The 13667-nt window shown below is 69.6% G+C and carries 11 protein-coding genes; 7 read left to right on the top strand and 4 right to left on the bottom strand.

Features of this window, described 5'->3' with window-relative positions; translation table 11 throughout:
- The first annotated feature begins 147 nt into the window (after positions 1-147).
- Genes ASE70_RS15000 through ASE70_RS14990 form a run of 3 tightly spaced genes read left to right on the top strand, consistent with a single transcriptional unit; the run spans position 148 to position 3790 of the window.
- Complete coding sequence (locus ASE70_RS15000) at positions 148-1524, top strand: helix-turn-helix domain-containing protein (RefSeq protein WP_056506415.1); 1377 nt, start codon at positions 148-150, stop codon at positions 1522-1524.
- Between the two features lie 56 nt (positions 1525-1580).
- Positions 1581-2822, top strand: a complete 1242-nt coding sequence (locus ASE70_RS14995; RefSeq protein WP_056506411.1) for a TIGR04063 family PEP-CTERM/XrtA system glycosyltransferase — start codon at positions 1581-1583, stop codon at positions 2820-2822.
- On the top strand, positions 2819-3790 hold the full coding sequence (locus ASE70_RS14990) for a hypothetical protein (RefSeq protein ID WP_056506408.1): 972 nt from the start codon (positions 2819-2821) through the stop codon (positions 3788-3790). Before ASE70_RS14995 ends, ASE70_RS14990 begins: the two co-directional genes overlap by 4 nt.
- A 126-nt stretch (positions 3791-3916) precedes the next feature.
- On the opposite strand, the gene ASE70_RS14985 is transcribed toward ASE70_RS14990, so the two are convergent.
- Positions 3917-4216 (bottom strand): hypothetical protein, encoded by a 300-nt coding sequence (locus ASE70_RS14985; protein WP_056395043.1) that lies wholly within the window; start codon positions 4214-4216, stop codon positions 3917-3919.
- On the bottom strand, positions 4213-4398 hold the full coding sequence (locus ASE70_RS14980; RefSeq protein ID WP_056395143.1) for a hypothetical protein: 186 nt from the start codon (positions 4396-4398) through the stop codon (positions 4213-4215). Before ASE70_RS14980 ends, ASE70_RS14985 begins: the two co-directional genes overlap by 4 nt.
- A gap of 236 nt (positions 4399-4634) precedes the next feature.
- On the opposite strand from ASE70_RS14980, the gene ASE70_RS14975 reads away from it, so the two are divergent.
- The gene (locus ASE70_RS14975; RefSeq protein ID WP_235519980.1) at positions 4635-5111 is read left to right on the top strand and encodes a S24 family peptidase; all 477 of its coding nucleotides are present in this window, start codon (positions 4635-4637) and stop codon (positions 5109-5111) included.
- Between the two features lie 168 nt (positions 5112-5279).
- Here ASE70_RS14975 and ASE70_RS20455 read toward each other — a convergent pair whose 3' ends face one another.
- Positions 5280-5450 (bottom strand): hypothetical protein, encoded by a 171-nt coding sequence (locus ASE70_RS20455; RefSeq protein ID WP_200909446.1) that lies wholly within the window; start codon positions 5448-5450, stop codon positions 5280-5282.
- Positions 5451-5618: 168 nt separating this feature from the next.
- On the opposite strand from ASE70_RS20455, the gene ASE70_RS14970 reads away from it, so the two are divergent.
- Genes ASE70_RS14970 through ASE70_RS14960 form a run of 3 tightly spaced genes read left to right on the top strand, consistent with a single transcriptional unit; the run spans position 5619 to position 11953 of the window.
- Positions 5619-5843, top strand: coding sequence for a hypothetical protein (locus ASE70_RS14970; RefSeq protein ID WP_056395149.1), 225 nt, complete (start codon positions 5619-5621; stop codon positions 5841-5843).
- A gap of 45 nt (positions 5844-5888) precedes the next feature.
- Positions 5889-7808, top strand: a complete 1920-nt coding sequence (locus tag ASE70_RS14965) for an autotransporter assembly complex protein TamA (RefSeq protein ID WP_056506403.1) — start codon at positions 5889-5891, stop codon at positions 7806-7808.
- Positions 7805-11953, top strand: a complete 4149-nt coding sequence (locus ASE70_RS14960) for a translocation/assembly module TamB domain-containing protein (protein ID WP_200925655.1) — start codon at positions 7805-7807, stop codon at positions 11951-11953. Before ASE70_RS14965 ends, ASE70_RS14960 begins: the two co-directional genes overlap by 4 nt.
- A gap of 242 nt (positions 11954-12195) precedes the next feature.
- On the opposite strand, the gene ASE70_RS14955 is transcribed toward ASE70_RS14960, so the two are convergent.
- Positions 12196-13149, bottom strand: a complete 954-nt coding sequence (locus tag ASE70_RS14955; RefSeq protein ID WP_056506398.1) for a metallophosphoesterase — start codon at positions 13147-13149, stop codon at positions 12196-12198.
- Between the last annotated feature and the right edge of the window lie 518 nt (positions 13150-13667).

The following is a 13667-nucleotide window of genomic DNA, read 5'->3' as shown; positions in this document are numbered from 1 at the left end:
ATGTCCTTTACAGCATGGGTTCCGTTGACACCGATATGCCGCCAGCGACGTCCTGATGAGAACCCCGACGTGCGAACATTACAGTTGCAATGTCGCGCCCGCCGGTGTTCTGGTTGTGCTGTTGTCAATTCATGACAAGGGCCGCCGATGGAATCCAAGCTGTTCGCCGGCCACGCCGTCCGCCGCCTCCGCCGTGGACAGGCGCTAACCCAGGCGGCGATGGCCGAGCTGCTCGGCGTCTCGCCCAGTTACCTGAACCTGATCGAACGTAACCAGCGTCCGTTGACCGCGACGCTGCTGGTGGCGCTGGCCGAACGCTTCGGCTTCGACGCGCGCACGCTGGCGGCGAGCGAGCCGGCGGGCGGGGCCGATGCGCTGCGGCGGCGGCTCGCCGACCCGATGTTCGCCGACCTCGCGCTCGACCGCGGCGACATCGCCGAATGGCTGGCCAGCGCGCCGGGCGGTGCCGAAGCCTTTGCCCGCGCTTTCGATCGATTGGGGAGCGGGGCAGGGGAGACGATCACCGCAGATCCTGCCGTCGAAGCCCGCGCCGCGATCGAACGCTGGCGCAACCACTTCCCCGATCTCGACGCGCAGGCCGAGGCGCTTGCCGACGATTTGCGCCAGAGCGGCGGCGATGCGGCGGCGGCGATGGCCGATCGCCTGCGCGTCCGCCACCACCTCTCGGTCCGGCTGCTGCCGGTCGAGGCGATGCCCGACCGCCTGCACCGCACCGATCTCCACGCTCGCCAGCTGCAACTGTCGGAACGCCTCGACCCCGCCTCGCGCAGCTTCGCCCTGGCCCGCGCATTGGGCCATGCCGAGGCGCGCGGCGAGGTCGACGCGGTCGTGCGCGGCGCGGGCCTGACCGATCGCACCGCCGAATTGTGGCTCCGCCGCCATCTCCACGGCTATTTCGCCGCCGCCGTGATGATGCCCTATGCCCGGTTCCTGCGCTCGTGCGAGGCGACCGGCTATGACATCGCGCTGCTCGGGCGCCGCTTCGGCGCGGGGTTCGAACATGTCGCCCACCGCCTGACCACGCTCCACCGGGTCGGCGCACGTGGGCTGTCCTTCTGCCTGCTCCGCATCGACCGCGCCGGCCAGATTTCGAAACGCTTCGCCGGGGCCAGCCAGTCGCCGCTGGTCGAGGGCGCGCCATGCCCGCTGCTCGGCGCGTTCGACGCCTTCGCCCGCAGCGGCGAGGCGATCGTGCAACTGGTCGAACCCGAAGCCGGCGGTCGCTGGCTGACCATCGCTCGCACCGTCACGCCCCCCGGCGCGCTGGCCGGCGAAGTCCGTGCGCGCTTCGTCGTCATGCTCGGCATCGCTGCGGAGCAAGCCGCCGGCCTTGCCGCCGCCCGCGGTCTCGACCTGACCGCGCGCGGCGTGGCGGTGGGGGCGGGGTGCCGCGCCTGCACCCGCGGCGACTGCCCGCAACGCTCGGCCCCGCCCGCCGGCCGTGCCATGCGGCTCGACGATCGCGACGGCGGCCTGACCCCCTTCGCCTTTGCCGGGGATTAGCGGTAGGATATCGTGCGATTACATCTCCGTTAACCAAGTTCGGGCATAGATCGGCCATGCGAGTCCTCCATATCCTCGATCATGGTCTGCCGCTGCACAGTGGGTACACCTTTCGCACCCGCGCGATCCTGACCGCGCAGATGGCGCGCGGGTGGAGCGTCGCGGCAGTGACCGGCGCGCGACAGGGGGCATGCGAAGCGGCGCGCGAAACGGTCGACGGCATCGATTTCCACCGCACCGTGCCACCGCGCAGCCTGCCCGCACCCTTGGGCGAACTGGCCGAAATCCGCGCCTTCGCCGCCCGCATCGATCAGGTCGTCGCTGATTTCAGGCCCGATATCCTCCACGCCCATTCGCCGGTGCTCGACGCGCTGGCCGCGCTGAAGGTCGCCCGCAAACGCGCTTTGCCGCTGGTCTATGAGATCCGCGCTTTCTGGGAAGACGCCGCGGTCGGCAACGGTACCGGCAGCGAAGGCTCGCCTCGTTACCGCGCGACTCGCGCGCTCGAAACCTGGGCGGTGCATCGCGCCGATGGCGTCGCGGTCATCTGCGACGGCCTGCGCCGCGACCTGATCGCGCGCGGCATCGATCCGGGCAAGATCATGGTCTCGCCCAACGGCGTCGACCTGACGCTGTTCGGCGATCCGCCCGCGCCCGACGCCGCACTCGCCACCGAACTCGACCTCGTGGACAAGGACGTGCTCGGCTATCTCGGCAGCTTCTACGACTATGAAGGGCTCGACACGCTGATCGCGGCGATGCCCACGTTGGTCGCCGCGCGCCCGAATGTCCGCCTGCTCTTGGTCGGCGGCGGCCCGATGGAGGCGACCCTGCGTGCACAGGCTGCGGCGTCGAGCGCGGCGCATGCGATCCGCTTCATCGGTCGCGTGTCGCATCACGAAGTCGAACGCTACTATGGACTCGTCGATCTACTCGTATATCCCCGTAAGGCGATGCGCCTGACCGATCTCGTCACCCCGCTCAAACCGCTCGAAGCGATGGCCCAGCGCCGGCTGGTCGTCGCATCGGACGTCGGCGGCCATCGCGAGCTGATCCGCGACGGCGATACCGGCATGCTCTTCCCCCCCGACGATCCCGCCGCGCTGGCGACGCGGGTCGCCGCGCTGCTCGCCCACCGGTCGGGCTGGGATGCGATGCGCGACCGCGCGCGCGCCTTTGTCGAGGCGGAGCGCAACTGGGCATCGAACGTCGCCCGCTATCAGCCGCTGTATCAGCGCCTGATCGGCGGCGCCGCGACGGCACCCGCCGCGCCCGCCCGGCCGTTGGTCGACGCATGAAGCGCGCCCACGCCCCGATCGTCGCGATCTTCACCGCGCTGACGGTCGCGCTCATCATCGCGCTGCTGCCGGTCTGGCGGATCGAGGCGGCGGTGGAGGCGAGCGGCCTGCCCGCGCTGCTGCCCGCCGCCGCCCCGCCGCTGGGCATGACCGCCCGGGTCGCGCTCATGCTTGCCGCCGCGACGCTGATCGCCGGGCCGCTGTGGATCGGGCTGTGGCTGCTGCTGCCTGCGAAGCGCAAGCGTCGCCGCGCCGATGCCGAACCCAGCGTTCGCCGGGCCGACGCCCATCCCGACGCGCCGCCGCGCCCGCCGGTGCGCGCCGCGCGCGATCTCGGCAAGCCGTTCCTCGATCCGCTCGACCCGGTGGAAACCGAGATGGATTTGCCGCGGGACCTGAACATCCCGATGGCGGTCTTCGATCCCGCTGCCGTGCCGCAAGTCCCCGCCGCCCCGGCACAGGCGGTCCGCCCGCTGTTCCGCCCGACACCTGCGCCTGCCGACGACGCCACGGTCGATCCCGCCGCCTTCTTCGAACCCCCGGTCGCGGCCGCCGCTGAACAGGAGGCCCCCGTGCTGCCGACCCCGATCGAGCCGGCCACTCCGGCCGAACCGACCGTCGAACTGCCCGAAGACGTCGCGCCGCCCGCGCCACCGGTCGTGGCGGTCGAACCCGAGGCGGCAGCCGATATCGAACCTGAGCGCGAACCGGAGCCGGAGGTCGCCTCCGAACCGGAAAGCGCTCCCGAACCCGAAGCCGTCACCCACCAACCCGACATCGCCCCCGCCGAAAAGCGTCCGGTCGAACCGGCCCCGCTGCCCAGCCTCGACGCGTTGCTCGATCGCCTCGACGAAGGCCTGCAACGCCGTCGCACCGCCGAGACCGCGCGACAGGAAGCAGCCAAGGCCCAATCGACCGGTCTCGCCTCGGCGCTGGGTGCGCTGCGCCGCATGGCCGGCGGCGAATAACCCCACAACCCTCTCCCCGGACAGGGGAGAGGGATACCGAAGTTTGCCAGCGTGCTGGCTAGCGCAGGTTGGGAGAGGGGCGAGCGAGCCGCATGCTCTCCCCTCCCGGGATGAGCGAACCAACCGTCACCGCTCCTCGACCGTCAGCACCTCCAACACCACATCTGCCCCCATCCGCGCCACCACCGCGACATCGGCGACCAGATGCCCGCGCAGCGGCAGGTCCGCCTCGGGCAACGCCGCCAGCCACGCATCGAACGCGCCCCCCGATCCGCTGACCGTCAGGCGATGCCGCGCCCCGACAAAGGTCGCGCTTGCCCAGCGCGTCCAGTCGGCTTCACCCACCGCGACCACGGCCCCCGCCGCCTCGGCCGCGATCCGCAACCGCCGTTCGAGCAGCGTCGCCGCATCGGGACCGCGGCTCAATGCCGTTGCTCCTGCGCGTCGATATAGGCCTCGATCTTGGCGAGCAGCGGCGGGCGCGGCTGCCGCCCGTTGCGCAAATCGCCCACCAGTCGCGGATCGCCCGCCGCGCGCCGGCCGAACAGCGTTTCCGGCGTGCCGGTCGCCTCCAGATGCCGGCTGATCCGCTGCAAAATCGTATGCATCCATACCTCCCGTCTGCCCCTTCGACTCAAATTACGTTCCTGATCTGTTCTTTCAAATCCAACTTGTCTAGGAAAAATCCTATGGCTATGTTTTGACGATGGAATCGAACGACATCCGGTCCGCGATCACGCGGTTGGCGGGGGGGCGGGGCGTCAGCCTGTCCGAGCTTTCGCGCGCGTTGGGCCGTAACCCTGCGTATTTACAGCAATTTATCGAACGTGGTTCGCCGCGACGGTTGGCGGAGGGGGACCGGGCAACGCTCGCCCGCTATCTCGGCGTCGCCGAATCGCTGCTCGGCGGCCCGCCCGAAAACCCGCTGATCGCGATTCCCCGCATCGATGCGGCCGCGTCGGCCGGGCCGGGGGGGCTGGTCGAGGATGACCGCGGTGACGGCGCGTTGCGCATCGATGCCGCGTTGCTTCGCCAATTGCGGGTCCGCCCCGACAATGCGTCGATGATCACCGTGGCGGGCGATTCGATGCTGCCGACCCTATCGGACGGCGATGCGATCCTCGTCGATCGCGGCGACCGGCGCGGCGTGTCGGGGGCGATCCATGTCGTGCGTCACGACGGCGTCCTGCTCGTCAAACGCCTCGCCCGCACCCGCGACGGCGTCGAACTGGTCAGCGACAACCCTGCCTACCCGCCGATCGTGCTGACCGCCCCGCCCGATATCATCGGCCGGGTCGTCTGGCTGTCGCGCTCGCTGTAACATTTCCTACAGGCGCAGTATTTGCGAAGGTCGCGGCGTTCCGTGAAGTGTCCGAAATCGAAAAGGCGCCGCGTGTCACCTTATCCGCTGGCAACCCTACCTAACCCATTGCAAACAGGCCGATCCACCCGCCACACGATCATGACGTAGTGTAACCTTCGCCAACTTTCAGACCTGTTCGCGCCGCCAGATCCACACGGCAATTCCGACCCCTAACGCCAGCCCGACCAGCAACCCGATCGTCGCCTCGCCCAACACCGCGCCGATGATGGCACCGCCCAGCGTGCCGAGCGCGATCGGCATCCCGCCCGCCTTGGGATTCTGCGAAGGTCTGTTCATCGCCGATCTCTGCCACAGTCGCGGCACCCGCGCCACCGCGTCCCGCCCGTACCGTTCCGGCACGGTTGATCGTCCCGCGCCGGGACCGGCCGTGGCATGGTAACCATCGTCCCCCGCCGCCACCGCGCTCGGTACGGTTCCGGCACGAACCGTGTTACAGACGGGATCATGCTCGATTCGATCGCCTTGCCGCCCTATATTTCCGACGCATCCGATCTGGCGACGGCGCATGAACTGATCTCCGATTTCGGCACCCGCGCCGCCGACGAAGCCGTTTCGCGTGCCGCCGATGCCCGCGACAACGACAATGTGATCCAGTTCTGTCGCTGGCGACAGGTCGCGCGGCTCGTCACATTGCTCGCGCGGCCCGGCGTTTGGGGCACGATTCACTAAGCTTGGCCCTTGGCGGGGGGCGTGCTGCTCCGCTAGGATCATGTCATGTCGAGCTGCCGGCTTGCTGTGCTGTTGAGCGCCGGATGGCTCGCTTTTGCGGGCCCGGCGGCGTTCGCGCAGGAAACGTCGCTCGATCCGACCTCGCCGATGGCCGACCTGCCCGATATCGGCGTCGCGTGGCCCGACCTGTCGACCGCTCCCGCCGATCCCGATGCGACTGCCGGACCGCAGCGGGCCGGCGGCGAATTTCGCTATAATTACCGCATCACCGGCATCGACGGCATCAATGCCGATCTGTTTCGACAGCGGTTCAACGAATTGTCGACGCTGCGCGCCAACGAAGGCGACCCCGCCAATGCCGCGCAGATCGATCGCCGCGCTCGCGAAGACGCGCGGCTCCTCGACGAACTGCTGCGCAACGAAGGCTATTTCGATGCGCGCATCGCGACCAGCGTCCGTCCCGAAGGCGACCGGCTGATCGTCTATCTCGAGGTCGAACCCGGCCAGCTCTACCGCTTCGCACAGGTCCGCACCCCCGGTATCGCCGCGGCGGGCGACAAGGCTCCCGAGTTGCGCGACGCCTTCGCGGTCAAGCCCGAAACCCCGGTACAGGGCGATACGATCGTCGCCGCACAGGACAAGCTGACCGAAACGATCGGCCGCGAGGGCTTTCCCTTTGCCAAGGTCGGCGAGCCTGAGATCACCGTCGACCATGCCACCCGCACCGCGACGCTCGACATCGCCGTCGCGCCGGGTGGCGAGCGTCGCTTCGGCCGGATCGTCACGACGCCCAACCGCATCTTCGACGGCGACCATGCGCAGGATATCGCCCGGTTCAAACCCGGCGAGACCTATGACTCGACGCTGGTCGACGATCTGCGCCGCGCCATCGTCCAGACCAGCCTCGTCTCGCAGGTCCGCTTGACCCCGGTCGAGGGGACCACGCCCGGCACCGTCGACCTCGACCTCGCCATGGAGCCCGCGCCGCCGCGCACCATGGCCGGCGAACTCGGCTATGGCACCGGCGAAGGCGCGCGGGTCGAGGCGAGCTGGACCCACCGCAACCTGTTCCCGCCCGAAGGGGCGCTGACGCTGCGCGGCGTGCTCGGCACCCTCGAACAGGTCGCGGCGGTGACCTTCCGCCGCAACAATTTCCATGGCCGCGACCGGGTGCTCACCGCGCAGGTCGCCGCGACCCACCTCGTCCGCAACGCCTTCGAAGCGAACACCGTCTCGCTGTCGGCTGGGCTGGAGCGGCAGACCAACATCTTCTTCCAGAAAACCTGGACCTGGTCGCTGGGCGGCGAACTGGTCGCGACCGACGAACGCGACGTGATCGTCGCCACCGGCGAACCCCGCCGCCGCACCTATTTCATCGGCGCGCTGCCCAGCAGCCTGAACTATGACGGATCGGACGATCTGCTAAATCCGACGAAGGGATTTCGGCTGGGCGGCCGCATCAGCCCCGAATTGTCGCTACAGGGACAGGTGTTCGGCTATACCCGAGCCCAGATCGACGCGAGCGTCTATCGCCCGGTCACCGGCCGCGTCGTCCTCGCCGGGCGTACCCGCATCGGCTCGATCCTCGGCGCGCCGCGCGATGCGGTCGCGCCTTCGCGGCGTTTCTATGCCGGTGGCGGCGCATCGGTGCGCGGCTACGGCTTTCAGGATATCGGCCCGCGCGATCCGAACAACGATCCGATCGGCGGCCGCAGCCTCGCCGAATTCTCGCTGGAGGCTCGTGTCCGCGCCTTCGGCAATTTCGGGGTCGTGCCGTTCCTCGACGCAGGCAACATCTATACCTCGACGCTGCCGCGCTTCACCGGCATGCGCTACGGCGCGGGCATCGGGGTGCGCTATTACAGCAACTTCGGCCCGATCCGCATCGACGTCGGCACGCCCGTAAACCCGCAGCGCGGCGACCCGCGCATCGCGGTCTATGTCTCGCTGGGGCAGGCCTTTTGACGGAAGCGGCACCCGAATCCGTCTCCAAACGCCGGATCGGCTGGGGCCGCCGCCTTGCGCAGCTGGTGGCGGCGATCGTCATCGCCATCGCCGGGTTGCTGGTCGCGATCGATACCGGTCCCGGCCACCGGCTGATCGCGAACCGGATCGCGACGCTCAAACCCGCCAACGGCATGCGGTATCGCATCGGGCGGATCGACGGGTCGATCTACAACCGTGCGCGGCTGATCGACGTCCGCATCTACGATCCAAAAGGGCTGGTGCTGCGCGCACCCAGCGCCGAACTCGACTGGCGACCATGGGAATTCTGGTCGAACCGGCTGTCGATCACCAGCCTGCACCTCCCGCGCGCGATCCTCGCCAAGCTGCCGCAGCCCGCCGCGACCGGACGGCGCGGCCCGATCCTGCCGGGGTTCGACATCCGCATCGGCCGGTTGAGCGTCGAGCGGCTCGAACTGGCCAAGGCGGTGACCGGCACCGCGCGGGTCGGTCGCCTTGCCGGACAGGCCGATATCCGGTCGGGCCGGGCGCTGGTCGACCTCGCGCTCGATATCGCCGATAGCGACCGGCTCCGCCTGCACCTCGATGCCGAACCCGATCGCGACCGGTTCGACGTCGATCTGCGCGCGCGCAGCGTCGCCGATGGTCTGCTCGCGACCGCCAGCGGCATCCGCCGTCCGCTCGCGATCGAGGTGGCGGGCGATGGCCGCTGGTCGGCATGGGACGGTCGCGCCGTCGCCGATGCCGGCCGTGCCCGCATCCTCGACCTGGCGCTGGGTGTCCGCGCCGGCCGCTATTCGCTGGGCGGTACGCTCGCCCCCTCGGCATTGTTGCACGGCAAGCTGCAACGGCTGACCAGCCCGCAGGTCCGGGTCAGCGGCAGCGCGACCTTCGCCGATCGCCGCATCGACGGTATGCTCGCCCTGCGCAGCCCGGCGCTGGCGCTGGAAGCCGACGGCATCGTCGATCTCGGCACCAGCGCGTTCCGCGACCTCCGGCTGCGCGCCCGCCTGCTGCGCCCCGCCGCGCTGTTCCCCAACATGACCGGCCGCGACATCGAACTGCGCGCGATCCTCGACGGCGCCTTTTCGACCGCGCGCTTCGACTACCGCCTGCGCGCGCAGCGGCTGGCCTTCGACCAGACCGGGTTCGAAGGCGTCGTCGCGGCCGGGCAGGGGCGTTTCTCGACAGCACCGGTCATCGTTCCGATCCGGCTGGCGGCGGCGCGGGTCACCGGGGTCGGCGATGTCGCCGGCGGCATCCTGCGCAACCTGTCGGTCACCGGCAGGCTGGCGGTCGGCACCCGCACCCTGGTCGGCAACGACCTGATCGTCCGGTCGGACAAGCTCAACGGCCGGATCACGCTGACGCTCGAACTGGCGACCGGCCGGTACGAGGTCGGGATCAGCGGCGCGCTGCAACGCTATCTCATCCCCGGCCTCGGGCTGGTCGACGTCCAGACCCGCCTGACCGCCGTTCCCATCCCCGGCGGCGGCACCCGCATCGTCGGGCGGGGGCTGGCGCAGGTCCGCCGGCTCGACAACGGCTTCTTCCGTTCGCTGACGCAGGGGCTGCCGCGCATCGAAACCGGGCTGGAGCGCGGACGCGACGGCATCCTGTATCTGCGCGGGGCTCGGCTGACATCGCCCGGCCTGACGCTCACCGGTAACGGCTATCGTCGCCGCGACGGCACCTTCCATTTCGAAGGCAGCGGGCGACAGGCGACCTATGGCCCGGTGCAGTTGGTCCTCGACGGCAACATCTCGAAACCCACGCTCGACCTGCGGTTCGCCTCGCCCAACGCGACGCTCGGCCTTGCCGACGTCATCGCCCATCTCGATCCGACGCCCGACGGTTTCGCCTGGCGTGCCACCGGTGGTTCGCGGCTCGGCCCGTTCATCGCCAATGGCCGCATCCTGCTGCCCAGCGGCGGCACCGCGCGCGTTGCCGTCGACGAACTGGAGGTCAGCGGCACCCGCGCCAATGGCGGCATCGACATCGTGCCGGACGGTTTCCGTGGGGCACTGACCGTCGATGGCGGCGGCGTCACCGGCACCATCGCCTTCCGTCCGCAGGGCAGCGACCAGCGCATCGACATCGCCCTCGACGCGACCCGCGCCCGGCTGGGCGCGGTGGGCACGGTCCGGCGGGGTCGGCTGGAGGCGGGGATCGTACTGGCGGACACCGGCACCACGCTCGACGCGACCGTGACCGCGCAAGGGTTGCGTCGCGGTCAATTGTCGATCGCGCGGCTGTCCGGCAGTGCGAAGCTGGTCGACGGTGTCGGCGAGGTCCGCGCCGCGATCGCCGGATCGCGCGGCCGTGCCTTCTCGATCCAGAGCGTGACGCAAGTCGCCGCCGACAGCTACACGATCAGTGCCGAAGGGACGCTCGACCGCCGCCCGCTGAAGCTCGAAACCCCGGCGGTGCTGCGGCGCGAAGGGGAGGGCTGGCGACTGGCCCCGACGCGGTTCAGCTTTGCCGGCGGTACCGCCACCGTTGGCGGGGCGTTCGGCGCGGGCGCCAGCGAACTGACCCTCGACGTCGCCCGCATGCCGCTGACGGTGCTCGACATCGGCTATCCCGGCCTCGGGCTCGGCGGGACCGCGTCGGGCAAGATCGCCTATGCGCTGACCGGTGATACGCCCAGCGGCCGGGTCGACATGACCATTCGCGGCCTCAGCCGATCGGGACTGGTGCTGTCGTCGACCCCGATCGATGTCGGCATCGCCGCCGTGCTCGACGCCAATCGTGCCGGGATGCGCGCGGTGATGGCCAGCGGCGGCAAGACGATCGGTCGCGCGCAGGCACGGCTCGCGCCGCTCGGGCAGGGGGACCTCGCCACGCGCATCGCCAACGCGCCGCTGATCGCGCAGCTTCGCTATGGCGGCCCCGCCGATACGCTGTGGCGGCTGACGGGTATCGAATTGTTCGACCTGTCCGGCCCGGTGGCGGTCGGTGCCGACGTGACCGGACGCCTTGCCGACCCCCGCATCCGCGGCGTCCTTCGTTCCAGCGGCGCACGGATCGAAAGCGCGATCACCGGCACCGTCCTGACCGGCGTCGAGGCGCAGGGCCGATTCGACGGGTCGCGGCTGGTCATCGATCGGTTCGCCGCCAGCGACGGACGACAGGGGCGAGTGACCGGCACCGGCGCGTTCGAATTCGCCTCGGTGCGCGGCTTCGGCATCGACCTGTCGCTCAATGCCGAGCGTGCACGGCTCATCAACACCGATTCGATCGGCGCGACCGTCACCGGTCCGATCGCGGTGCGCAGCGACGGCGCGGGCGGCACGATTTCGGGGCAGGTGCGGATGGACGGCAGCCGCTACCGCCTCGGCCGCGCCACCGCCACCGCGCCGCTGCCACGCCTCAAGATCCGCGAGATCAACCGTCCCGATGGCGACGACGAAGCCGCCACCACCGTCGTGCCGTGGAAGCTCGACCTGAAGGCGCGTGCGCCGGGCGGGCTGATCGTTACCGGCCTCGGCCTGACCAGCGAATGGTCGGCCGACCTCGCCATCACCGGGGAGCCGACCAATCCGATCATCAACGGCCGCGCCGATCTGGTCCGCGGCGATTACGAGTTCGCCGGCCGCGAATTCCGCGTCGATCGCGGTGCGTTGCGCTTCAACGGCGAAAGCCCCGCCGACCCCGCGCTCGATATCGTCGCCGCCGCCGACACGCAGGGGCTGAACGCGACGATCCGCGTCGCCGGCACCGCGACACGGCCCGAGATCAGCTTCCAGAGCGTACCGGCCTTGCCCGAGGACGAACTATTGTCACGGCTGTTGTTCGGCACCTCGATCACCAACCTGTCGGCTCCCGAGGCGCTGCAACTCGCGGCCGCCGTCGCCGCGCTCCAGAATGGCGAGGGCGGGCTGAACCCGATCAACGCCGTCCGCCGCGCCGCCGGCCTCGACCGCCTGCGCATCCTGCCCGCCGATCCGCAGACGGGGCAGGGCACCTCGGTCGCCGCCGGAAAATATCTGACCCGGCGTTTCTATGCAGAAATCGTCACCGACGGGCAGGGCTATTCCGCGACCCGCATCGAATTCCAGGTAACCCGCTGGCTGTCGCTCCTCGCCTCGATCTCGACGATCGGCCGCCAGAGCACCAACGTCCGCGTTTCGCGCGATTATTGAGGCGGCCCCCAAAACCCGCTCGGTTCGAGCAGCGTCGAGCGAAGTCGAGAAGCGTTCGTCGAGAACGCCCGCCCCGGATCGCAACGGCGCTTTCCTACACGCCGCGAACGGGTCAGGATGCCCCGCGCTCCTTGACAGGTTCACACCAACCGCCACACCCTCCCGGTGCCGTTCGAAACAACCGGCAGGCGCGCAACACGCACAACACCGCGCAAGTGTGACCTTCGTGACCTTTGGCGGATTTACGCCACCGCGCGCACGGGTACCGATGCATTGTAGAGGCTCTTGCCCGCCTCATCGCGCAGGTCGAACGACAGCAGGTCGCCCGCCACCTGCACCATGCCGAAGCCGGCAGCGGCGCGGCAGAAGCGGGTGCCTTCGACCGCCTGCACCGGGCGGGCCTCCATGCCGCCGCCGCACTGGATCATGTCGATCCCGTCACGGCGAATATGCTGCAGATCATGGTCGTGGCCGGCGATATACGCCTGCACGCCGTGCCGGTTCAGGATCGGCAGCACCTGCGCGATGATCTCCGGCTGGTCGCCATGGCCGCTGCCGCCCGACCGGATCGGATGATGGCCGGTGACCAGCTTCCACTTCGCCCGCGACTGCGAAAGCGCATGGTCCAGCCACGCCAGTTGCTGCTTCGTGTCCTGCGACAGGGTATTGCGGCCGATCGGCTTGTCGGCATCGGCGCGATAGCGTTCGACGAAGGGCGACGTGTCGATCGCGAACAGGTCGGCGTCGGCCCGCGTCAGCGCGGCATCGGCGACCTGATAATAGCGCGCCGGCATCCGCCACCGCGCGCTGCGCGCCGCATAGTCGATCTGCGCCTGCGGATTGCCGCGATAGTCGTGATTACCGAGCAGCGCATACCACGGCACCTGCAACGCCGGATGGGTATAGACCCCTTCGAACACCGACTGCCACAGCGGGTCGTCGACCGACGCCACCCCGTCGCTGTAGAAATTGTCACCGATCGCCAGCACGAAGTCGCTCCGCGCCGCCGCCGCCGCCCGCCCCATCGCCGCCGCGACATGATGCTGTTCGGGCGTGTCGCGGCCCCAGTCGCCGAGCACGGCGAAGGTACAGCCGCCCCGCTGCTCCTCGCGCGCCGCCGCCGGCGGCACGGTCAGCCCCGCCGCGCCAACGGCGAACCCGCCCAGCAACGTTCGGCGATCGAGAAGGATGGTCATGGCGCGGTGTTCCTGATGGCAAGCGGGTGTCGTGGCTTGAGCATGGCGATGTGACGATCGTGTGGCGGTAAAGGGTCGTGACGGAGGGTAGTCGCACCCGCCTGCACGATCAGGATGTAACCTGTGATGCCGGCTCGGGTCCACCTTGGCAGGCGCGACGGGCCGCAAGCGGGAATGCTGGCATCCGCTGGGACGATGCCGGTAGTGGCCAGTGCCCCACTCATCCGTCACCCCGGGCTCGACCCGGGGTCCCGCTTCTTCTCCGCCGTGGGTGAAAAGGCGGGACCTCGGATCAAGTCGAGACTTCCGCAAAAGTTGTAGGCTTCGGCGAAACACGCCGTACCGCAGCGCAGGCAGGGGTCCAGAGCCAAGCAAAACAACGACGTGCGCTTGGGACTCTCCCCCCTCGCGGCGGTACGGCAGGGGGATCGGTACTACCGCAAAGGTCCCGATCAAGTCCGGGGGGGACGGCGATGACGTTGGCTTTTCCCCGCGCAATGCAGCCCAACCACAGCAGC

This window comes from Sphingomonas sp. Leaf22, from assembly GCF_001421715.1.
In the GTDB taxonomy this organism is placed as follows: Bacteria; Pseudomonadota; Alphaproteobacteria; order Sphingomonadales; family Sphingomonadaceae; genus Sphingomonas.
This window is presented reverse-complemented; position numbering and strand designations above follow the sequence as displayed.